The following is a 21,105-nucleotide window of genomic DNA, read 5'->3' on the forward strand; positions in this document are numbered from 1 at the left end:
AAATGCAACTCACTGAAATTACGCCCGAAACGATCCGCCGCCGTCCATCGCATGAAGGTCGCAACGTCTTGGTGACGGGAGCCGCGCGCGGCATTGGTCGCGCAATCGCCCAGGCCTTTGTCGAGCGTCATGCGACGGTCGGTATCTGCGATCTCAATCCGCAAGATGTTGCTCGCGCCTGCGATGAACTGAATGCACTCGGTTTGGGACGTGCGGTTGCGGTCGCCTGCGATGTGTCGGACTATGATGCGCTCGTCGCAGCAATCGACGCGACGGGATTGGCTTTCGATACCGTGATCAACAATGCCGGTATTTCTCCCAAGCACGATGGCGTTGCGCACAAGGTCTGGCAGATGGCGCCCGACGAGTGGCGGCGGGTTGTCGATGTTAATCTGACGGGAACCTTCAACACTATTCGCGCCCTAACCCCAGCGATGGTGGAAGCCCGCCGTGGTTGGATCGTGAACACGTCGTCGGTAGCGGGGAAGACCTATTCGCCGATTGTAGCCTGCCATTATGCCGCGACGAAGTCGGCTATTATTGGCTTTACCAAACATCTGGCCGCCGAACTTGGGCCATTTTCAATCCGCGTGAACGCACTTGCTCCCGGGCGCATCGCAACGCCGATGGTCGCGGGCGTGGCTCCGGAGGTCAATGCCGAACAGGTCAAGCTGACGCCGATGGCGCGTCTTGGTGAACCGGCAGAAGTGGCGGATGTCGCTCTTTGGCTCACTTCAACTGAATCCAGCTTCGTTACCGGCCAGACAATCGATGTGGCTGGTGGGCTCTATATGACGTGAGGTGTCAGAAGTGATAACCGGACATACCAAGCTTTACGGCATCGTCGCCAACCCAATCGCTCACGTCAAAACACCCGAAGAGATGAACAATCACTTCGAAGCGTTGGGCTATGACGGCGTTTTGGTGCCATTCCATGTCGTGCCTGAAAATCTCGGGCGTTTCATCGACAATCTGCGCGGGATCGAGAACTTTGGCGGTCTGATTGTTACAGTTCCGCACAAGACGTCCGTTCTGGAGATGTGCGACCGGGTTGTCGGCGATGCCGCGCTGATCGGTGCTGTCAATACCATTCGTCGCGAGGCCGATGGTAGTCTGGTTGGCGCGATGCTGGACGGAAAAGGGTTCGTAAACGGTCTTGAATTCAACGGTATCGATGTGGCGGGCATGGATGCCTGCCTTCTCGGTGCGGGCGGTGCTGGAGCGGCGATTGCTTTCGCACTTGCCGAAGCTGGTATCGCGAAGCTGACCATTGTCAATCGTTCTGAAGAAAAGTCACGCGATCTGGCAGCGCGCGTGAGCAGCCGCTACCCTTCCGTGAAGGTTATCGCTGGGGCACCAGAAACTTCCAAACGCGATCTTGTCGTAAATGCTACATCCCTCGGCTTGCGTCCCGGTGACGGCTTGCCGCTCGACGATCTTTCCTTCCATGACGGTCAGATTGTGGCTGAAGTGATCATGGAACCCGAAATTACACCATTGCTGGCTGCCGCCCGAGAAAAGGGTGCACGTATCCATTTTGGTCGTCCGATGCTGCGACAGCAAATTCGCCTCATGGCGCAGCATATGGGCGTCAAGGCAGCGGCAGCTTAAAATGCCACGGAGTCAAATTTAGATGGCACAGGCTCTTCCGCAAAACGCGCGCTTCGATTTCATTATCGTAGGCGGTGGTACTGCTGGCTGCATTCTCGCCGAGGCGCTCACCCGCTCGGGCCGAAACAAGGTTCTGCTTTGCGAGGCCGGTGGCGAAGCAAGGTCACCCTGGATTCGCATCCCGGCTGGTTTCTACAAGCTTCTGATCAATAAGCGTTACAACTGGGGTTTTTGGAGCACGGAAGAGGCAGCGACGGATTTTCGTCGCATCGCCATCCCACGCGGAAAGGGTCTCGGTGGTTCAACACTCATCAATGGCATGATTTATGTCCGCGGTCAGCCGCAGGATTATGAACACTGGCAAGAGCGGGGCGCCGCTGGTTGGGACTGGCAAGGTGTCCTACCATATTTCAAGGCCATTGAGCGCTGGCAGCTTCCAGATCCAGACGGTTTGCGCGGTCATTCCGGACCGTTACCCGTAAATGAAGTGGTCGAAAAAAATGCCATTGGCGAGGCATTCATTGCTGCCGCGCAAGCGCAAGGCCAGAAATTCAATCCTGATTATAATGGTGCATCCCAGGAAGGTGTGGGCTGGTATCAGGTCAATCAATCGGGCGGTGAACGTTATTCGGCGGATCGTGCCTGGCTTGCGCAGGCGCGCAAACGCTCGAACCTGACCGTCCTGACCAACACCCGCGTGACGCGTATTCTCCTTGAGGGCAAGAAAGCTGTTGGCGTGGCTTTGACCGATGGTGGAGAAAGCTGCAACGTGTTGGCGAACGAAGTCATCATGACGGCAGGCGCAATCCAGACCCCCCAGCTTCTGGAGCTATCAGGCATTGGCGATCCGGATCGGCTGAAATTGATCGGCATAGAACCGGTTCACGCATTGCCGGGTGTGGGGGAAAACTACCTCGATCATTTCTGCACAAGAATGAACTGGCGTGTTTCGCAACCCGTAACGTTGAACGAATATACACGCGGACCGCGCCTTGTGGGTGAGGTTTTGAAATATGCGCTGAAACGGCGTGGCGTGCTAACCTATGGCACGGGTTTGAACCATGCGTTTCTGCGGTCGCGCCCAGAGCTTGATCGGCCAGACGTACAGTTTTTCTTTATGCATGCAAGTTACGCCAATGCTGCCGAGCGCAAGCTCCACCATTTTCCCGGTATGACGCTGGGGGTAACGCAGTTGAGGCCCCGGTCTCGCGGTTCGATCCATGCCGTGTCGGCGGATATCAATGTGCAGCCCGCTATCGTGCCGAACTTCCTGGACCACGAAGAAGACCGCCGCGCGATGGTGGACGGTATGAAGCTCGCGCGTCGGATCATCGACCAGAAGCCAATGGACGCCTTTCGCGTGGCAGAACTCAGCCCGGGTGAAAATTGCGCACGCGACGAGGATTGGCTGGCCTTTGCACGGGCCAATGGTCAGACGATCTATCATGCGGCGGGAACCTGCAGGATGGGTGAAGATTCCGGTGCGGTGGTTGACCCTTCGCTGCGTGTCCACGGGATATCGGGACTAAGGGTAATCGACGCCTCGGTCATGCCGGAAATGGTGTCCGGCAATACGCAGGCGGCCGTTATGATGCTGGCGGCCAAAGGGGCCGATCTCGTTTTGGGCAATAAACATTAAGTCGCTGTCGGGCGCACCGCTTGCGGCGCAATTGAATTATGCAGGAGATATCGATGTATCCTAAACTGACCCTGATCGTAGGTGGCGAAGAGCGTAACGAAGGTTCCGCTGGAACGCTGCGTCTGACAGACCCTTCGGACGGACGCGAACTGACAGTTGCTCCGCGTGCGGGTCGTGCGGAGGCAGAAGAAGCTGCCAGTTCTGCCGAGCAGGGTGGTGTCCAGTGGGCTGCGCTTTCGGCACTGGAGCGGTCCAAGATCATGCGCCGGGCAGCCGACATCATGCGCGAGCGTGCAGATGAGGCCGCCCTTGTCATGTCGATGGAACAGGGTAAGCCTCTGGTCGAGGCGCGGGGCGAGTGGCTGGGTTCAGCTGATCTTCTTGACTGGTTTGCCGAAGAAGGTCGGCGTGTTTACGGTCGTATCGTGCCTTCGCGTGCGCCAAACATTCAGATACAGGTGCTGAAGCATCCGGTCGGACCCGTGGCGGCCTTCACGCCCTGGAATTTTCCGGCATGGAATACGATGCAAAAGGTGGCCCCCGCATTGGGCGCTGGCTGTCCGGTCGTCATCAAGCCAGCGTCGGATACGCCTGGCACCGCATGGCTGATCGGCAAATGCCTGCTCGCGGCTGGATTGCCGCCCAAGGCTATTTCCGTCATCTGGGGGGCGACGTCCGAGCTTTCCGATACGCTTATCAAGGCACCTGAAATTCGGAAGGTCTCGCTGACCGGTTCAACGCGTGTGGGGCGTATCGTTGCCGCACAAGCGGGTGAACAGCTCAAGAAAGTTACAATGGAACTTGGTGGGCACGGTCCGGTCATTGTGGCGGCGGATGCTGATCTCGATCACCTGATTCCGCTCGCCGTGCAATGGAAGTTCCGCAATTGCGGACAGGTTTGCGTTTCGCCAACGCGCTTCATCGTCGATGCTTCCATCCACGATGAATTCGTACGCCGTTTCGCTGAAAAGGCGCAGGAACTGAAGGTGGGCAAGGGTGTTGAGGCAGACACGCAGATGGGGCCGCTGACGTCGGCGAGCCAGCTTGAAACGGTTGTCGATATGGTCGCTGATGCCGTTACCAAGGGAGCCAAGGTTGAGACCGGCGGTGAACGGATTGGCGAAAGCGGGAATTTCTATGCGCCAACAATCCTGTCAGGCATGAAATCCGATATGCTGGCAATGAACGAAGAGCCCTTCGGCCCGCTCGCCCTCGTCATGCGCGTGAGTTCGCTCGATGAGGCCATCGCCGAGGGCAATCGGCTCCCGGTTGGTCTGGGTGCCTATCTTTTCACCTCTAGCATGACGACGGCACACAAGGTGCAAAACAGGCTGAAGAGCGGCATGCTTGGCGTCAATCATTTCGCGCTCGCCTTGCCTGAAACACCTTTCGGTGGTGTCCGCGATTCCGGCTTCGGTTCTGAAGGTGGTCTGGAAGGTATTGAAGCCTATCTGACGACGATGACCGTCACGACGATGTTGGTCTGAAATCGTAAGCCCCGAGCACGAAAAGCCCTGCCATGGGTGGGGCTTTTCAAGAGATGTTGTGCCAGATAGCAAAGATGTCAGAGGTCGTTCTTACCCGACAGATACGTTGTCATGCGCTTCGCGGCATTTCTCAAATGTAGCTCTGCCGCAATTCCAGCGTCGTCTGCCAGACCTTTTTCGATTGCCTGATAGATGGCCTTGTGTTCGTCCTGCACTGCATCCAGCATGCCGGTGAGATTGGCACGTGTATTGGTGCGGGCCTGACGGATAACGTGGCGGGCCCCATATTCAAGATGCTTGCACAACGCAATAAAGTGCTGGTTATGGGTGGCCATCACGATGGCGTCATGGAAAGCATAGTCTTCTTCATCACCCAATTGATCGCTGATGATCGCATATTCCAGACCGATAAGCGCCCGCTTGATCCGTTTGAGGTCTTCGTCCGTGCGTTTGGCCGCCGCAATTCGGGTGGCCGCAACTTCGACGGCAACCAGAAGCTCCATCAGCTGCTCTAAAGACTGCGTTTCCTCAATGGCGAGTGGTTGGATCCGGAATGCTTTTTCGCTGCTTTTGTCGATGACAAAGACCCCGCTGCCTGCGCGGGCTTCGACCAGTCCATCCAGTTTCAATTGCGACAATGCTTCACGGACCACCGGCCGGCTGACCGCATATTCCGCTGATAGCTCGCGCTCGCTTGGCAGTTTCGTGCCGACAGGAAATTCGCCATTGCCGATGCGCTTCTCGATTTGTCGGGCGAGCTCATGGGGTAAATGGCCTAATAAGCGTGGGGGCGGCGCATTGCCGGTCGTTTCTTTCATCGCACCCCTCGCACAATTCTGTTTCGTTTCTGAATCATCAGGCTTCAAGCACAGATATCAAAATGCCGTAACTGGTCTAACAAGTCAACGGCCCTCCCTGAAGCGCCCGACGGCAATGACGTGAAATAGCAAATTTCGAGGACGGTAAGTTAAAAAAATATAACGAAAACAGCATGATATTTTTTGTATCGACTGGCCTTACTTGTCTATTGACTGGTCTTACCAGTTTGAGTTACGAATCTGGAACTGAAAGATAGGGTGACAGTTCTTGTGACTGTCGGATGCCGATCGGGGAGAGATCGGGAGGATGACTATGATGACTATGACAGCGCCGCTTGAAGTCGGGCTTGCCGTCAGAGACATGACGCGGATGCGCGCTTTCTATGAAGGCGCTCTGGGGCTGAGTTTTGTTTCCGAAATATATGTCGGCAGTGCGAAGGCAGCGCGGGCTGCCTTGAGCCTGGACGGCTACACCGTGGTTCGTCTGCAGTCGCAAAAGGGTGAACGTATCAAGTTGCTTCAGCCCGACCGTCTGCCAGCGGCGGGTGACGCACCCGGCCAAGGCTTTATTCTGGAGCGTGCGGGTGCCAGCTATCTGACATTCATCGTTGACGATTTGAAGGCGCTTGTCGGTGATCTCATCAGACATGGTGCTGAACTGTTGACCGGCAGCGAGCCGGTTGAGGTGCGTCCCGGAGTATGGCTCGCTTTTCTGAGCGATCCCGAGGGGCATATCGTGGAAATCGTTCAGTATGACGATGTTTCCGTTTACCGCGCCGATCTGGCTTAAAGGACCCGACAATGATGTTTGATTTTAACAACCGGACCCTTGTACTGTCCGGCGCGAATGGCGGGATCGGTCGTTCTATTGCCGCGCTGTTTTATGCCTCGGGCGCTAATCTGGTTCTGACGGACATTGACAAGAGCGCATTGGACAGTTTTGCAGCTTCATTGGGTAACGACGAGCGTATTGCGACCCTACAGGCGGATGCTGCAAGCGCGGAGGATGCCGAAAAGACGATAGCGCTGGCGGGCGAGCGATTTGGCGGGATCGATTTTCTTGTGCCATCTGCCGGTATCTATCAGGCCAAGCCGTTTGCTGAGATGAGCGATGTTGATTGGCACCGCACGATCTCGATCAATCTCGACGGCGTCTTCTACCTCTGCAAACGAGCGCTTCCCGCTCTGAACGAAGGCTCGTCCATAGTAACATTGGCATCACTGGCCGCCTATCGCGGCGCATTTGTGAACGCCCATTATGGTGCCACCAAGGGCGCGATGGTTTCCATGACCCGCGCCCTGTCGCGCGAGCTTGCGCCCAAAACGCGGGTCAATGGTGTGGCGCCGGGCATCATAGAAACGCCGATGATCATCGATCTGCTCAAGACACGTATGGATGAGACCATGTCGCAGACACCGCTCAAACGTCTCGGCAAGCCATCCGAAATCGCGTCAGTTGTCGCTTTCCTCTGTTCACCGGCAGCCAGCTTCATCACTGGCGAAACCATTCAGGTGAATGGCGGAATTTATATGGCGTAAGCGCCTTGCGTAAGGGAATGGACGCAAAATGGAACTCTTGAAGGACAAGCTTGTACTCGTCACAGGGGCGGGGCGCGGTCTTGGCGCCGCAATTGCGGCGGGCATGGCGGCGCAGGGTGCACGGCTTATTTTGGTGGATATCGATGGTGACGCAGCAAAGGCGCAGGCCGCACATCTGGTAGCGCAAGGTTATGCCGCCGAGGGTCAGCCTTTGGATGTCACCGACCGTATCGCCGTCAAAAACCTTGCCGCCGATATTCTGGAGCGACTGGGCGGCCTTGATGTGCTGGTCAACAATGCCGGTGTTGCTGGTCGTGCAGCCTTTGATCAGCCGGAAGCCGCCGAGGTGTGGGATCGCGTCATCGGGGTCAATCTTGAAGGTGCGTTCAATGTTTCGCATGCCTTCGTGCCTGCGTTGAAAGTCGCGAAGGGCAATGTGGTTCACCTTTGTTCCGTGGCAGGATTCGTGGCCGGTGGGTCGACAGCCGGTTACGTCGTTTCCAAAGGCGCGATCCGCTCACTGACACAAGTCATGGCACGCGATCTCGCCCCTTACGGCATCCGCGTCAATGCGGTCGCGCCCGGGATCATGATGAGCGAGATGGCCGTCGCCCAGCTCAACCGCCCCGGCGGTGCGGATTGGTTCATGAACCGCGTTTTGTTGAAGCGCATCGGTGAAACCAACGAAGTCGTCGATCCTGTCGTTTTCCTGGCCTCCGCCATGGCGAGCTACATCACCGGCACGATCTTGCCGGTCGATGGTGGCTTCCTGGCTGCTTGATTGTCATTACAGAGCATAGCTCCGGAGATTTTTGATGCCCGAGTATAAAGATCTTGTTCCGCACAGCTTCTGGCGGGAAGTCATCCCAACGGATGCCGATCGTGCCGCCTTCGATCTCACGCTTGGCGGGACAATGCTTTCCCAAATGCATTTGATCCGCGCCTTTGAAGAAAAGGTTCTTGAACTTGCGGGTCAGGGTCTCGTGCACGGTCCAGCGCATTCGGCGATTGGACAGGAAGGCGGTGCCGTAGGTTCTGCAGTAGCGTTGAGAGCCAGCGATCAGATAAATGGCTCCCACCGCGCCCACCATCAGTTTCTTGCCAAGGCGCTTGGTTATGTCGCCCAAAGCGGCATCGATCCCAAGAGCGCGTTCAATCAGGATGTTCGCGAACTCGCACAACGCACACTCGCGGAAATTTTGGGCTTGTCGCAGGGCTTTTGTCGTGGTCGCGGCGGTTCGATGCATTTGCGTTGGGCCGAATCCGGCAATCTTGGCACCAATGCCATTGTCGGCGGTGGTGTGCCGATGGCGGCTGGCGCGGCATGGGCGCATAAGCGGGCCGGTTCCGGTGATGTCGTCTACACCTATTTCGGCGATGGAGCGACCAATATCGGTTCGGTTCTGGAAACCATGAACCTCGCCGCCGCCTGGAAACTGCCGATTTGCTTCTTTATCGAAAATAATCGCTATGCGGTCTCCACGCATGTGGACGAAGTGACCGCCGAAACGCGGCTTTCCTCGCGTGGTCTCGCATTCAATATTCCATCCTTCAAGGTTGACGGCATGGACCCTATCGCCGTCTGGCTGGCCTCGGAGGAAGCCAACGCAATCATGCGGGCAGGCGATGGTCCGACGATTATCGAAGCCGACGTCTATCGTTATTTCCACCAGAATGGTCCGCTGCCGGGAAGCGCCTTCGGCTATCGTTCCAAGGAAGAAGAAGCGGAATGGCGCGGTCGCGATCCACTCGACGCATTGGCTGAAACGCTGCTCAAACGTCAGGCTTTGGGCGATGACGCAATCAAGGCATTGCGTGAGCGTTGCGTGTCTCTCATGAATGATGTCGCAGGCGAACTGATCGAAATGCATGAGGGCAAGCGTCGTATCATTCCTGCGCTTTGGCCTGAAGAAAGCTTCCGCGATTTCGGACTGCGTGGAGACCTGTCGGAATTCAGCGGCGTGCGCTTTGAAGAGAAGGAGCAATTCTCCGGCAAGCTGACCGACGATGCGCGTTTCATCGATGCTGTTGCCGATGTCATGACACGCCGCATGCAGACAGACGAGCGCATCGTTGTTCTGGGCGAAGACGTGCACCGTCTCAAAGGCGGAACCAACGGCGCAACGCGCGGGCTGTCGGCAGAGTTTCCAGATCGTGTGCTGGGAACGCCGATTTCCGAAAACGCCTTCACCGGCGTTGCAGGCGGTATGGCCGCCGATGGCCGGGTGCTTCCGGTGATCGAATTCATGTATCCCGACTTCATGTGGGTTGCCGCCGATCAGGTATTCAACCAGATCGGCAAGGCTCGCCATATGTTTGGTGGTGATAGCGATATGCCAGTGGTGTTGCGCACGAAAGTTGCGATGGGCACAGGATATGGCTCGCAGCACTCTATGGACCCGGCGGGCATTTTCGCGACCGCGCCCGGCTGGCGCATTGTTGCTCCCTCGACGCCATTCGACTATGTCGGCCTGATGAATTCGGCGTTGCTTTGTCGCGACCCGGTTCTGGTTCTCGAACATGTCGATCTTTACGCCTCGAAGGGCGCTGCACCGGCAGACGATCTCGATTACTTCATTCCGCTGGGTAAGGCGAAGGTGGTGCGTTCCGGTTCGAAGGTTACGGTCCTGACGTATCTGGCCATGGTAGCCAAGACGCAAGCGGTGGTCGATGCGTTGGGTATTGACGCTGAAATCATCGATCTGCGTTCACTCGACCGGGCAGGGCTTGACTGGGAGACTATCGAAGCCTCGATCCGCAAAACGGGGAATGTCCTGATTGTGGAGCAGGGCGCGTCGGGCACATCCTATGGCGGCTGGCTAGCGGATGAATTACAGCGCCGTTGCTTCGACTGGCTGGATCAACCGATAGCCCGTGTTCATGGTGCCGAAGCGTCGCCATCCATCTCGAAGGTTCTGGAAGCCGCCGCTGCGGCGCGACCGCAGGATATCGATGCAGGTCTGCGTGCGGTCATGGCAGCCCAGGGTCTGCCGATCGAAGACTGAAGGAAGGAAACAGACAATGCCGATTGAAGTTGTATTGCCTGCCCTTTCGGCAGGAATGGAAGATGCTGTCATTGCGCGTTGGCTCAGAGCGGAAGGTGACACGGTCAACAAGGGCGATCTGATTGCCGAAGTCGAAACCGACAAGGCGACGATGGAACTCGAAGCTGAAACTGATGGGCGTATCGGTAAGCTATTCGTCCAGAACGGCGAACGGGCAAACGTCAATCAGGTCATTGCCGTCCTGTTGACAACTGGAGAAGACCAATCCGCGATTGCTGACCCTCTTGTAACGGAACAGGTTGTCACAGCCCCAGTGGAAGTGGCAGCTCATAGTATTCGTTTGTCTTCCGACAATGCTGCAGTGGCGTCCCTCGCGCAGCTTTCGAATGGCACTCGCCATAAGGCCTCACCTCTTGCACGACGTCTGGCAATGGAGCACGGCATCTCACTCGATGGCGTTCTCGGCAGTGGCCCTAAAGGCCGCATTGTGCGCATCGACGTAGAGCGCCAGATGGCGTCCCTAACGGTTGCCCCCACACCTCAACCGGTCGCAACAGTTGCATCGTTATCACCGAAGGGTCTCCCGGCAGGTATCGGCGAATATGAAACCATTCCGCACACATCGATGCGTCGTACCATTGCACGTCGGCTGCTCGAGGCGAAAACAACAGTACCGCATTTCTATCTCAATGCTGATTGCGATATCGATGCACTTCTTAAGCTGCGCGGCCAGATTAACGAGAAGCGCGACAGTGCGTCACGAATTTCCGTCAATGATTTCGTTATTAAGGCTGCGGCTGTCGCCTTGCGCCGGGTGCCCGATGCCAATGTCATTTGGACGGACGACGCATTGTTAAAGCTCAAAAGTGTGGATATCGCCGTGGCTGTTGCGACGGACGGAGGCCTCATCACGCCCATCATCCGCAATGCTGACCAAATCAGCATTGGCGCGATCTCTGCGGAGATGAAATCTCTGGCAGCCCGGGCCAGAGACAACCGATTGAAACCGGAGGAGTTTCAGGGGGGCGGGTTCTCGATCTCCAATCTTGGCATGTACGGCGTCAAATCGTTCTCAGCCATCATCAACCCACCACAAAGTGCCATTTTGGCTGTCGGCGCGGGTGAACGTCGCCCGGTTGAACGCGAGGGACAACTTGCATTCGCAACGATGATGAGCCTGACACTTTCCGTCGATCATCGTGCGGTGGACGGTGCCTTGGGTGCGCAATTGCTTGCAGCATTCAAGATGGCCATCGAAGATCCGATGTCACTGCTGGTCTGATTGGGTGGCGTTTGGTTGAAGACTGCAACTACCGCGAACGGTGCGTGCAGTCTTCAACGGATATGCAATGGTTTTCGCGCCTTGACTATCCGTGGCTGGAATCGTTTGGCACAACCGGTTCTGAATTGTTCCGGACTTTGCCTCGATGGAAAATGAACAATCCTGCCAAAACAATGACTGAAGCGCCAACCAGCATCATCGCATCGGGAAGATCGTTAAAGAATAACCATCCGAGCACAATTGCCCAGAGCAGCAGAGTATATTGCAATGGCGCCAGCACGGATGCCGGAGCGAGTTTGAGCGCGCGCGTGATCAAGAGATGCGCTGTACACGAGACGACGCCCAATAGCAGCAGTGCAAGCAATTGATTGGTGTCCATAGGATTCCAGTTGCCGATGCTGAGAACCATGCCGATCACGAGACAGCCTATTGTCTGCCAGGTTACCAGTGTCGCGTCGGGCGTGGAACGAAGCACGCGACCCAGAACCAGCGTGAGTGCGAATGCTATACTACCCAACAGGCCGAAGATCGAAGGCCACGACAACATTGCTGAAGATGGGCGCAAGGCGATGACGACACCGGCGAACCCGATAAGAACCGCGAGCCAGCGACGCCAGCCGATCTTCTCACCGAGCAGGAAATGCGAAAGGGCCGCAATATAGATCGGGCCTGCCATATAAAAGGTCATAACATCGGCGAGCGGCAGATAAGCAACAGCGGCATAGAAAAGCCCGGTGTCGGCAGTTGCCAAAATGACGCGAGCCAGTTGCAGGCTTGGCTTTTCCACCTGAAAAAGCGATGTTTTTGGCCGCCGGGAAAGCATGGGGCCGAGAACGAGAAACGCGCCAACCGAGCGGATGAACAGAACCTGGCCGACAGAAAAGCTCTCTACCAGCCATTTTCCCATGGCGTCGTTCATGGCGAACATGAAGTCGCCGAGCAACATCAGAAGAATGCCGGCAAGGATTGCATTGCCGCTCACGGCAACGGCGATTTTGTTATTCATAATTTTGGACGTCCGCCCGATTTGGAAGTCTGCTTGACGGATACAGAAATTCCGTCAAAAGCACCCGCATTGCCTATAATGTCCGCAATTGCTTACGCTTCAGGCAGAATCCTTGCAAGCGCCTTTTGTTGGCTTCGATGGCGCTGATCATTCAAGTTCTCGGGGTGTTTTCGAGCCCTTTAAGATCAAAGCCCGTCTAATTTAATAGACGGGCTTATGCCAAAATACTTATTCGCCCAGCACTATGCTCGCTTGGGATGAGGGCCCTGCTGCTGGTCAGGCAAGCACGAGAATCTTGACTGGCAATAAGTACTTCGGCCATCAACCGGCAAAGGAACGACAAGCCGGAAGATCAGTTCACTCAGAGTCCGTTGAAGAATGTGCTGAGCCGGTCCATCGCCTGTTCGAGCCTTTCGTAGCTTTCAGAGCCGAAGCACACCCGCAGGTGGTTGTCACCCGATTTGCCGTAGAAGCCACCAGCTTCCACAACGACGCCGACTTGTTCAAGGATCATGTCCGCCGCCTTTTGGGAGGTAAGGCCAGTGCCACTGATGTCTGGAAAAGCGTAGATCGTGCCCTGCGGACTCTCGCAGGTCACGCCCGGCATTTGGTTGAGGCGGCTGACAACGAGGTCACGCTTGCGGCGGTCGTCGGCGACCATCTCATCAAGAATAGCAGCCGGGCCGGTCACAGCAGCCAGGGCGCCGTACTGAATGAAAGTGTTGACGTGGGTGATCTCGTTTGCCGTGAGCTTGAGGAAAGCAGGCATCATGGACGCATCGGCGACGACGTAGCCAAGCCGCCATCCATCCATCGCATAGGCTTTGGTGAAGGCGAACATCGAAATCGTGCGTTCCTTCATGCCCGGCAGTGCGGCGATAGAGATATGTTCCGCGCCATCGAACAAAATTTGCTCATAGACCTCATCGGAGACGATGACGAGATCGTGTTTGATGGCCAGATCCGCCAGAATTTCAAGTTCGGCGCGGCTATAGACACGGCCAGTCGGGTTGGAGGGATTGACCAGCACGATCATGCGTGTCCGCGTGGTAATCAACGGTTCGATCAGCTCGCGGCTGATGCTGAAATTCGTCTTGGGATCGAGCGGCGCCAATATTACGCGAGCGCCGGTCATCTCGATCTTGTTGATATGCTGCGGATAATAGGGTTCCAGCAGGATCGCCTCGTCGCCCTCATCAAGGAGAGCCATGAAAGCGACAAATGATGCCTGGGTCAGGCCATTGACCATGAGAATTTCGTCGGCGCTCACGTCGATCTTGTTGTAGTCGGCGAGTTTTGTCTTCAGGGCTTGGCGTAGTTCCGCTTCGCCGCGCATGTCGCTGTAATGCACGTGACCGTCACGCAAGGCCTTGATCGTGGCGTCCTTAATATGCGCTGGCGTGTCGTGGAAGGGCCGACCGAGTTCGAGATGAATGAGGTCAACGCCGGAGGAAGCCAGTGCCGCGGCCTTCTGGAACATGCCGAAGCTCTTGGGAGAGGTTTGCGTAATCCGCCGCGCAAAACGTGCCATCTGATCATTCCTGTGCTGGTCTCTATAAGCCCGGATTATCGTTTCAGGGCCGTGATGCAGATTCTTTACTGAATTTTGAGCGTTTGATCAAATGATATATCGGCTTGTTTTCGGTCTTGCGAAATGCAAAAGTTGAGTGGAGTATTGTTCGCCAACCAAGCAAGGAGTCCGATTGTTGTCACTCGATGAAGGATTTGGTCCCGTTTCCGGCCGAGTGACCGTACAGGATGCCGTCTACCTGCAGTTGCGTGAGGCGCTGCTGATCGGCCGTTTCGATCCCGGTCAGGTGCTGACCATCGCGTCTTTGTCGCAGACATTCGATACCAGCCATATGCCCGTGCGCGAGGCGTTGCGGCGGCTTGCGGCGGAGAACGCGCTGGAGGTGGCGCGCAACGGTTCGGCGCGAGTGCCGCCCGTCAGTGTCGCGCGGCTGGATGATTTGTGCCAGGCAAGGGCCACTGTTGAGGGTCTTGCAACGGAATTGGCGGCGCAGGCGATTACTGCGGATGAAATCGACGCACTCGAAGCCAATATCGTGCTGCATGAAGCTTGCGCTGGCGAGGAGCAGGTTTACGCCATGCTCGATCGCAATCGCGAATTTCACTATCTGATCTATAAAGCTTCCCATTCCGAAGTTCTTATGCAGCTGATAGACACGCTGTGGTTGCGGTATGGTCCATATATGCGAATGTTATCGGCCTATGTGCAGCCGCGCATGAAGGCGGAAGGCGACAAGGCCTATACGCGGAATCACCGCCGCATCGTCGCGGCGATGAAGTCCCGTGACGCTGGCCGTGCCCGCGAAGCCATGGTGTCCGATATACGCGATACGCAGGATCTTTTGCGCACGCTGATCGTGGAATAGTAACCACCCGCTGCTTCCGCATGAGCGTTATCTCCATTCTGCGTCTAAAAAAAATTAATTTAAATCAATGGCTTGATAGGTTTTCAGTGCTGAGCCGCATACAATTGTGCGGTCTGCCCGCTCACCGGATTGACGTTATCCGAATACTGTGATCTTTTGATCAAAATATTCGAGGTCTGAAATGTCTGACTATTTCCTCTATCATTCGATCGGCACTTTCCCCGGTAAGGCGGAAAAGATGGCGGAAGCTTTGTCCGCTTTCTCAGCCGTTTGGTCTGCTGAGGATGATGGTCAATGGCCAGCCGCACTCGCTGCACGTCAGACTTTCATCGATGCCTGGCGGAATGTGATTGATGCGCCAGCGGGTTCGCTGACGACAGCCGAGAATGTTACAACCGCGCTTTACAGCATCATAGGCGGCCTGCCAGCAGAGCGTCTGCGCGGTAAGCGGCTGCTTGTGGCCGCCGATTGTTTCCCGAGCCTGCATTTCATGCTGGCAGGCATCGCGCAGCGCTTTGGTTTTACGCTGGACACTGTGCCGATGCGTCCCGGCGAGGCATGGGTGCGTGATGAGGATTTCATTGCGCGCTGGCAGGACGATGTGGGCGTGGCACTGCTGACATTCGTTTCATCCACCACCTCGCATAAGGTGGATGTTGAAGCCCTTTGTGCCCATGGCCGAGCGATGGGAACACTCGTTGGTGTCGATATCACGCAGGGCGTCGGCGTTCTGCCATTCTCTGTCAAGGCGACCGGGGCTGATTTCGTCGTTTCCACCTCGCTGAAATGGCTGTGCGGCGCTTCAGGCGCCGGGATCATACAGGTCACACCATCGTTGTTGGCCGATTTGCGGCCCGAGCTTCGGGGTTGGTTCAGTCAGGAAAACCCCTTTTCCTGGGATCTCGACGGGTTTTCCTTTGCAGGTGATGCGCGGCGCATGGATCATGGTACGCCAGCGATTCTGGCTTCGGTCGCGTCTCTGCCAGGTATCCAATGGGCGATGGAGCAGGGTGTCGACAATATCCGCGCGAACAATCTCGCTAGCGCCCATGCAATCATTGCGCGCGCACAGAATCTGGGTTGGAAACTTGTTTCCCCGGTCGACGATGCACGGCGCGGCGGCAGCGTGATGCTGACCCTGCCATCCGATGTCGTTCCGGCAGCGGTTGTATCGGCGCTGCGCGAGCAGAAAATCTATTGCGATGCGCGCGGCAGCACGATGCGGCTATCGCCAGGTTACGTCACGTCCACCGATGCGGTCGACCACCTATTCACCGCGCTTGAACGCATTGTGCCGAAACGAAATGCCTGATGCAGATTACAGGCACGATAAATTATCGATCATAATCAGAGACACGAAGTCCAGAGAGGAACCATGTTTAAAAAAGTCGCTATTCTGACAGCTGCAGCGCTGTCGTTTATGGTTTCGTCCGCCTTTGCGGACGGCAAGATTGTTGTCGGCTCCTATGCGGCCAACCCGCCATGGGAATTCAAGAACGAGAAGGGTGTCTTCGAGGGCTTTGAAGTCGATGTCGCGACCGAAGCCGCAAAGCGGCTCGGCATGGACGTTGAATTCCAGCCTCTCGGTTTCCAGGCGCTGTTTGCCGCCACCAGTTCGGGCCGTATCGATTTCGCCATTTCGTCCATTTCGGTCACGAACGAACGCCTGAAGACGCAGTCTTTCACGCAGCCTTATTACGACAGCGACGGCACAATCGTCGGCAAGGCCGATGCCCCGGTCAAGACGCTGGAAGACCTCAAGGGCAAGGTGATCGGCGTCGTCGCTGGCACCACCGGCGAGAGCTGGGCAAAGGAAAACGCCGAGAAGCTTGGCGTTGCCGAGGTCAAGAGCTATGCGGCTCAACAGGATCTGCTGCTCGACGTGCAGACGGGTCGAATTGTCGGTGGCGCCGGTGAACTGGCCGGCTTCCAGTACGCGATCCAGAAAATGCCGGCCTTGAAGGTTCTCGTTCGTATCCCGACTGGTGAACGCTTTGCCATGATGGCCAAGAAGGATCTCGAAATCCTGCCGAAGGTCAATGATGCGATTTCCAAGATGAAGGAAGATGGCACTCTCGCCGCCATCCACAAGAAGTGGTTCGGTGTTGAACCGGATGCCGGTACTTCGACCGTCAAACCGATGCCGGTTCCATCCGCGCAGTAAACGCGAGCAGCTGCGTCGGAGTGTCTGACGCAGCCGCCTCTCAAACCATCTCAGGATTTCCGGATTGATGCCATGGGTCTGATCGAAACGTTTTTCAATTGGGACATTCTCGTCCGGTCCTTTCCAATTCTGCTGCTCGGGCTCGGGAATACCCTGCTTCTGGGCGTGACCGCCATTTTCTTCGGCAGTCTTTTCGGTCTGCTTCTTTGCTTTGTGCGCCTCTATGCGCCCAAACCGTTTCAGTATATCGCCATCGGCTACATCGATATCTTTCGGGCGTTGCCGGTTCTGGTGGTGCTGATCCTGATCTATTACGCACTGCCTTTCGTCGGCATTTCGTTTTCCTCTTTCACCTCGGCGACGCTGGCGCTTTCCATGGTGCTCGCCGCTTTTACGGCTGAAGTTTGCCGCGCGGGCATCGAGAATGTGCCTAAGGGGCAGTTCGAAGCAGCGGTCTCGCTGGGCCTGCCTTTCTGGCAAGCGATGCGCAAAATCATTCTGCCGCAGGCACTCAAGGTCATGGTGCCCCCACTGACCTCCAATTGTATCTCGACGTTCAAGGATACAGCGCTCGCCTCGGTAGTTGCCATGCCAGATCTGCTCAAGCAGGCCAACGACACGCAAGCGCTGATGGCCAATCCCACGCCTTTGATTGGCGCCGCAATCATCTATTTCGCGTTCCTCTGGCCGATGGTTCGTCTGGTAGGCTATCTCGAAAAGCGCAGCGCCACCGCAAAGACCGCCCGCTGACCTCGCCAGAACTGGTTTCCCCCGATGACCGATAGTATCTCCGTAAACACGTCCGACCGCCCGGCCATCATTATGCGTGGCATCAACAAGTGGTACGGTAATTATCACGCGCTACGCGATGTCACCCTCTCCGTTGCGAAAGGCGAGCGCATCGTGATCTGCGGGCCATCGGGCTCGGGAAAATCGACAACCATCCGCTGCATCAATCAACTGGAAAAGCATGAAAGCGGCTCGATCGTCGTCGACGGCATAGAGCTTAACGGAAAGGGTCCGCAGCTGGATGCCATCCGCCGCGAGGTCGGCATGGTGTTCCAGCATTTCAACCTATTTCCGCATCTGACGATCCTTGAGAACTGCACCATCGCCCCGATGACGGTGAAGAAGATTCAACAAAAGGAAGCCGAAGACCTCGCCCGCAAGTATCTTGAGCGCGTACGCATTGGCCATCTGGCGGATCGCTATCCTTCGCAGCTTTCGGGAGGACAACAGCAGCGCGCAGCAATTTCGCGGTCGCTTTGCATGCAGCCTAAGGTGATGCTGTTCGACGAGCCGACCTCGGCGCTCGACCCCGAAACCGTGGGCGAAGTGCTCGATACAATGATCTCGCTGGCCGAAGACGGTATGACAATGCTGGTCGTGACCCATGAAATGGGCTTTGCCCGTCGGGTTGCCGACCGGGTGATCTTCATGGATCACGGCGCGATTTGCGAGGAAGCCAAGCCGCAAGATTTCTTCACCGCGCCGAAGAGCGAGCGGGCCGCCGCCTTCCTTCGACAGATCATGCACTAGAGCGGTTTCAGTGAAAGTTGAGTCGTTGTAACCGCTCTGACCTTTTGTTTATATGCACATCTTATCCGAAAACCGCTTTGCACTTTTCGGGATGTGCTCTTGCCGCGAAAGCGGTACAGACATTCGTTTGGGAGTATCTCGATGCCCACAGCTTTTGAAAGCGCCGGAGCGTTTCCGGTGGACCGCGTGCGCGCCCATTTTCCGGCTTTATCCCTGCCGGGCAATCCGGTCTTCTTCGACAATGGTGCTGGTGCGCAGGTGCCTCAGGGCGTTATCGACGCTGTTAGCCACCACATGCTGCACCGCATGGTGCAGCGCGGAGGGCGCTATGCATCGAGCCGGGCGGTGGATCAGGCGATAGACGAGGCGCGCCAAAGTGTTGCCATTCTCGTCAATGCCTATGATCCGGCTGAAATTTCCTTCGGTATGAATGCGACCTCCTTTATCCGGCTCGTCAGCCTCGGCATCGCCAGGATGATCGATGAACGCAACGAGATTGTCGTTACCGACATGGATCATGACGCCAATATCTTGACCTGGCTGGCGCTCGAAAGCCAGGGGGTGAAATGCGTCTGGTGGCGGATGCGCGAGGACGGTAACCTGCATGTCGATGATCTGAAGCCGCTGCTCAACAGGCGTACACGTTTGGTGGCCGTCACGGTCGCCTCACATTCCATCGGCTCGCTTGTCGATGTTCGCAGCGTCGCGGAACTGGCGCACGCTGCGGGTGCGGAAGTTTTTCTGGATGCCGTCCATTATGGACCGCATGGTCTGATCGACGTTCAGGCTTGGGATTGCGACTATTTGGTCTGCTCGGGGTACAAGAATTTCTCACCGCATATGGGCTTTCTCTGGGGCCGGTTCGACCTTCTCAAGGCCTTGCCGACATTCAAGGAAGACTTCATCCCCGACGTGCCTCCACACAAGATCGAAGTCGGCACCTTCACCTATGAAAATGCTGTCGGCATGGGCGCTGCAGTTGATTATCTGGAATCGCTTGGCCGCAACTTCGAGGCGTCGTCTGAAAAATCGCGCCGCGCCAATCTGGTGGCTGGCATGGCGGCTATCAGGGCCTATGAAACGACGCTGTCGCTTTCTGTCCTGAAGGTTCTGAAATCACATGACGCCATCGTCTACGGCATTGCGGACGAAGCGCGCATTGCCGAACGTGTACCCACTTTCTGCTTCAACCTTCCGGGCAAGCAGCCAGCCGATATTGCTCAGGCCATGGCGGATACGGGTATCATGATCCGCGATGGTCACCTGTTTGCGCCGCGGCTGATGGCACGGCTGGGGCTCAGCATGGAAAGCGGTGCGCTCCGGGCAACCCTGGTGCACTACAATACGGTGGAAGAGATCGCACATTTCGACAGGGTGCTGGCATCAATTCGGGATTGAAATCCGCCTCTGTATAAAGTGGTTGGGAATCTGGTGCGTCTGATCCCGCGACGGTGATAAGCACTGTAAGGCCGCCGCCTTCATTCAACGGCGGCCTTTTCGATTGATTATGCGTTATTTATCTAATCGCTTTCGCCGTGCGAGCATGTTGAGTGCCTCGACGAGCGCCGAGAAACCCATGGCGGCATAGATGTAGCCTTTCGGCACATGGAAGCCAAAACCGTCGGCGATCAGCGTCATGCCGATCATCAGCAGGAAGCTCAGCGCCAACATTACAATGGTCGGATTGGCGGCGATGAAGCGCGATAGCGGATCGGCAGCCAGCAGCATTACCGCCACAGCGGAGAGAACGGCGATGACCATGATGGCGATTTCGTCGGTCATGCCAACGGCGGTAATAATCGAGTCGACTGAGAAAACCAGATCGAGAATGAGTATCTGCACGACGGCAGCGCCCATCGTCAGTTCCGCGACTTTACCACCGATATTTTCCTTACCGTCATTCGGATCGACCGTGTGATGGATTTCCTTGGTCGCCTTCCAGACAAGGAAAAGACCACCCGCAATGAGGATGATGTCGCGCCACGAAAAGCCGTGGCCAAACGCTTCGAAGATCGGTTCTTTGAGCTGCACGATGATCGAGATCGTGAAAAGTAGCGCCAGACGCAATATAAGCGCGGCACCAATGCCGATCCGTCTTGCTTTTGATTGTAAATGAGCGGGGAGTTTGTTCGTAAGGATCGAAATGAATATCAGATTGTCGATGCCGAGGACGATTTCCATCGTCACCAGCGTTATCAGTGCAGCCCAGCCGCCCGGGCTGGATAGAAACGCCAGATGCTCAGTAAGCAATTCCATGTAGACGACCCTTTGCGAAAAACTCGGTCGCACAGAAATAAGCATCCCGGATCGTTGTTCAACTACGCGTGATCAAAGATTTTCCACAACGTTGCCAATTGGCCATTCAAAAGCGCGGCGCGTCGGGCTGGAGGAGAGGTTTGCCTCAAGGTCGCTGAGCGGAAACGAGCGGACATTACGGAAGATTAATTTTACTTTACAGTAAAGTAAAATATGTTGGAAGCGTATATTTGGCTATCGTCCCCTATCAAGTCGGGGTCGGATCTTACGGCCTCGACGGATGAAAAGGCACCGACATATGAAATCTGGGAAACGCGGTTTACTGCTATTTATATTGGGGCTGTTCCTCGTCGGAGCTTATTT

The 21,105-nt window shown here is 56.3% G+C and carries 19 protein-coding genes; 15 read left to right on the top strand and 4 right to left on the bottom strand.

All coding sequences use genetic code 11. The features are described 5' to 3' along the window. The first annotated feature begins 2 nt into the window (after positions 1 to 2). From fabG to D8666_RS10035, 4 genes are read left to right on the top strand one after another with little or no spacing between them, the layout of a single operon-like run. Positions 3 to 800 carry a 3-oxoacyl-ACP reductase FabG gene (gene fabG / locus D8666_RS10020; protein ID WP_109366208.1) on the top strand — a complete coding sequence of 266 codons (798 nt, stop codon included), beginning with the start codon at positions 3 to 5 and terminating at the stop codon, positions 798 to 800. Between the two features lie 10 nt (positions 801 to 810). Next, positions 811 to 1,611 (top strand): shikimate dehydrogenase family protein, encoded by an 801-nt coding sequence (locus tag D8666_RS10025; RefSeq protein ID WP_121537591.1) that lies wholly within the window; start codon positions 811 to 813, stop codon positions 1,609 to 1,611. A 22-nt stretch (positions 1,612 to 1,633) separates the two neighbouring features. Next, a complete protein-coding gene (locus D8666_RS10030) occupies positions 1,634 to 3,250 on the top strand; it encodes a GMC family oxidoreductase (RefSeq protein WP_121537593.1) in 1,617 nt (538 codons plus the stop codon). A gap of 53 nt (positions 3,251 to 3,303) precedes the next feature. Next, a complete protein-coding gene (locus tag D8666_RS10035; protein ID WP_121537595.1) occupies positions 3,304 to 4,737 on the top strand; it encodes an NAD-dependent succinate-semialdehyde dehydrogenase in 1,434 nt (477 codons plus the stop codon). A gap of 77 nt (positions 4,738 to 4,814) precedes the next feature. Here the strand turns inward: D8666_RS10035 and D8666_RS10040 are convergent, their stop codons facing one another. Beyond that, complete coding sequence (locus tag D8666_RS10040) at positions 4,815 to 5,555, bottom strand: FadR/GntR family transcriptional regulator (protein WP_121537597.1); 741 nt, start codon at positions 5,553 to 5,555, stop codon at positions 4,815 to 4,817. 313 nt (positions 5,556 to 5,868) lie between these two features. Here D8666_RS10040 and D8666_RS10045 point away from each other — a divergent pair, with 313 nt between their 5' ends. From D8666_RS10045 to D8666_RS10065, 5 genes are read left to right on the top strand one after another with little or no spacing between them, the layout of a single operon-like run. Continuing rightward, the gene (locus tag D8666_RS10045; protein WP_121537599.1) at positions 5,869 to 6,345 is read left to right on the top strand and encodes a VOC family protein; all 477 of its coding nucleotides are present in this window, start codon (positions 5,869 to 5,871) and stop codon (positions 6,343 to 6,345) included. Positions 6,346 to 6,356: 11 nt separating this feature from the next. Beyond that, entirely contained in the window at positions 6,357 to 7,094 is a 738-nt protein-coding gene (locus D8666_RS10050; RefSeq protein WP_109366202.1) for an SDR family NAD(P)-dependent oxidoreductase, read from the top strand. Positions 7,095 to 7,122: 28 nt separating this feature from the next. Beyond that, entirely contained in the window at positions 7,123 to 7,875 is a 753-nt protein-coding gene (locus tag D8666_RS10055) for an SDR family NAD(P)-dependent oxidoreductase (RefSeq protein WP_121537601.1), read from the top strand. Between the two features lie 34 nt (positions 7,876 to 7,909). Further along, a complete protein-coding gene (locus D8666_RS10060; RefSeq protein WP_121537603.1) occupies positions 7,910 to 10,099 on the top strand; it encodes an alpha-ketoacid dehydrogenase subunit alpha/beta in 2,190 nt (729 codons plus the stop codon). Between the two features lie 16 nt (positions 10,100 to 10,115). Beyond that, positions 10,116 to 11,381 (top strand): pyruvate dehydrogenase complex dihydrolipoamide acetyltransferase, encoded by a 1,266-nt coding sequence (locus D8666_RS10065; RefSeq protein WP_121537605.1) that lies wholly within the window; start codon positions 10,116 to 10,118, stop codon positions 11,379 to 11,381. 85 nt (positions 11,382 to 11,466) lie between these two features. Here D8666_RS10065 and D8666_RS10070 read toward each other — a convergent pair whose 3' ends face one another. After that, positions 11,467 to 12,387 (bottom strand): DMT family transporter, encoded by a 921-nt coding sequence (locus tag D8666_RS10070; protein WP_121537607.1) that lies wholly within the window; start codon positions 12,385 to 12,387, stop codon positions 11,467 to 11,469. 361 nt (positions 12,388 to 12,748) lie between these two features. Then, positions 12,749 to 13,918 (bottom strand): pyridoxal phosphate-dependent aminotransferase, encoded by a 1,170-nt coding sequence (locus tag D8666_RS10075; protein ID WP_121537609.1) that lies wholly within the window; start codon positions 13,916 to 13,918, stop codon positions 12,749 to 12,751. A gap of 175 nt (positions 13,919 to 14,093) precedes the next feature. Here D8666_RS10075 and D8666_RS10080 point away from each other — a divergent pair, with 175 nt between their 5' ends. The 6 genes from D8666_RS10080 (at position 14,094) to D8666_RS10105 (ending at position 19,884) form a co-directional block, all read left to right on the top strand. Further along, positions 14,094 to 14,783, top strand: coding sequence for a GntR family transcriptional regulator (locus tag D8666_RS10080; protein ID WP_121537611.1), 690 nt, complete (start codon positions 14,094 to 14,096; stop codon positions 14,781 to 14,783). Positions 14,784 to 14,964: 181 nt separating this feature from the next. Next, entirely contained in the window at positions 14,965 to 16,095 is a 1,131-nt protein-coding gene (locus D8666_RS10085) for an aminotransferase class V-fold PLP-dependent enzyme (RefSeq protein ID WP_121537613.1), read from the top strand. A 63-nt stretch (positions 16,096 to 16,158) separates the two neighbouring features. Further along, positions 16,159 to 16,947, top strand: coding sequence for an ABC transporter substrate-binding protein (locus D8666_RS10090; RefSeq protein WP_121537615.1), 789 nt, complete (start codon positions 16,159 to 16,161; stop codon positions 16,945 to 16,947). A 72-nt stretch (positions 16,948 to 17,019) separates the two neighbouring features. Continuing rightward, positions 17,020 to 17,697: an amino acid ABC transporter permease gene (locus tag D8666_RS10095; RefSeq protein WP_109366193.1), complete on the top strand. Its 678-nt coding sequence runs from the start codon at positions 17,020 to 17,022 to the stop codon at positions 17,695 to 17,697. A gap of 24 nt (positions 17,698 to 17,721) precedes the next feature. Further along, positions 17,722 to 18,486, top strand: coding sequence for an amino acid ABC transporter ATP-binding protein (locus D8666_RS10100; protein ID WP_109366192.1), 765 nt, complete (start codon positions 17,722 to 17,724; stop codon positions 18,484 to 18,486). Between the two features lie 141 nt (positions 18,487 to 18,627). Then, positions 18,628 to 19,884 carry a cysteine desulfurase-like protein gene (locus D8666_RS10105; RefSeq protein WP_121537617.1) on the top strand — a complete coding sequence of 419 codons (1,257 nt, stop codon included), beginning with the start codon at positions 18,628 to 18,630 and terminating at the stop codon, positions 19,882 to 19,884. 114 nt (positions 19,885 to 19,998) lie between these two features. On the opposite strand, the gene D8666_RS10110 is transcribed toward D8666_RS10105, so the two are convergent. After that, a complete protein-coding gene (locus tag D8666_RS10110) occupies positions 19,999 to 20,742 on the bottom strand; it encodes a TerC family protein (protein WP_109366446.1) in 744 nt (247 codons plus the stop codon). Positions 20,743 to 21,105 lie beyond the last annotated feature (363 nt).

Source organism: Ochrobactrum soli (assembly GCF_003664555.1).
In the GTDB taxonomy this organism is placed as follows: domain Bacteria; phylum Pseudomonadota; class Alphaproteobacteria; order Rhizobiales; family Rhizobiaceae; genus Brucella; species Brucella teleogrylli.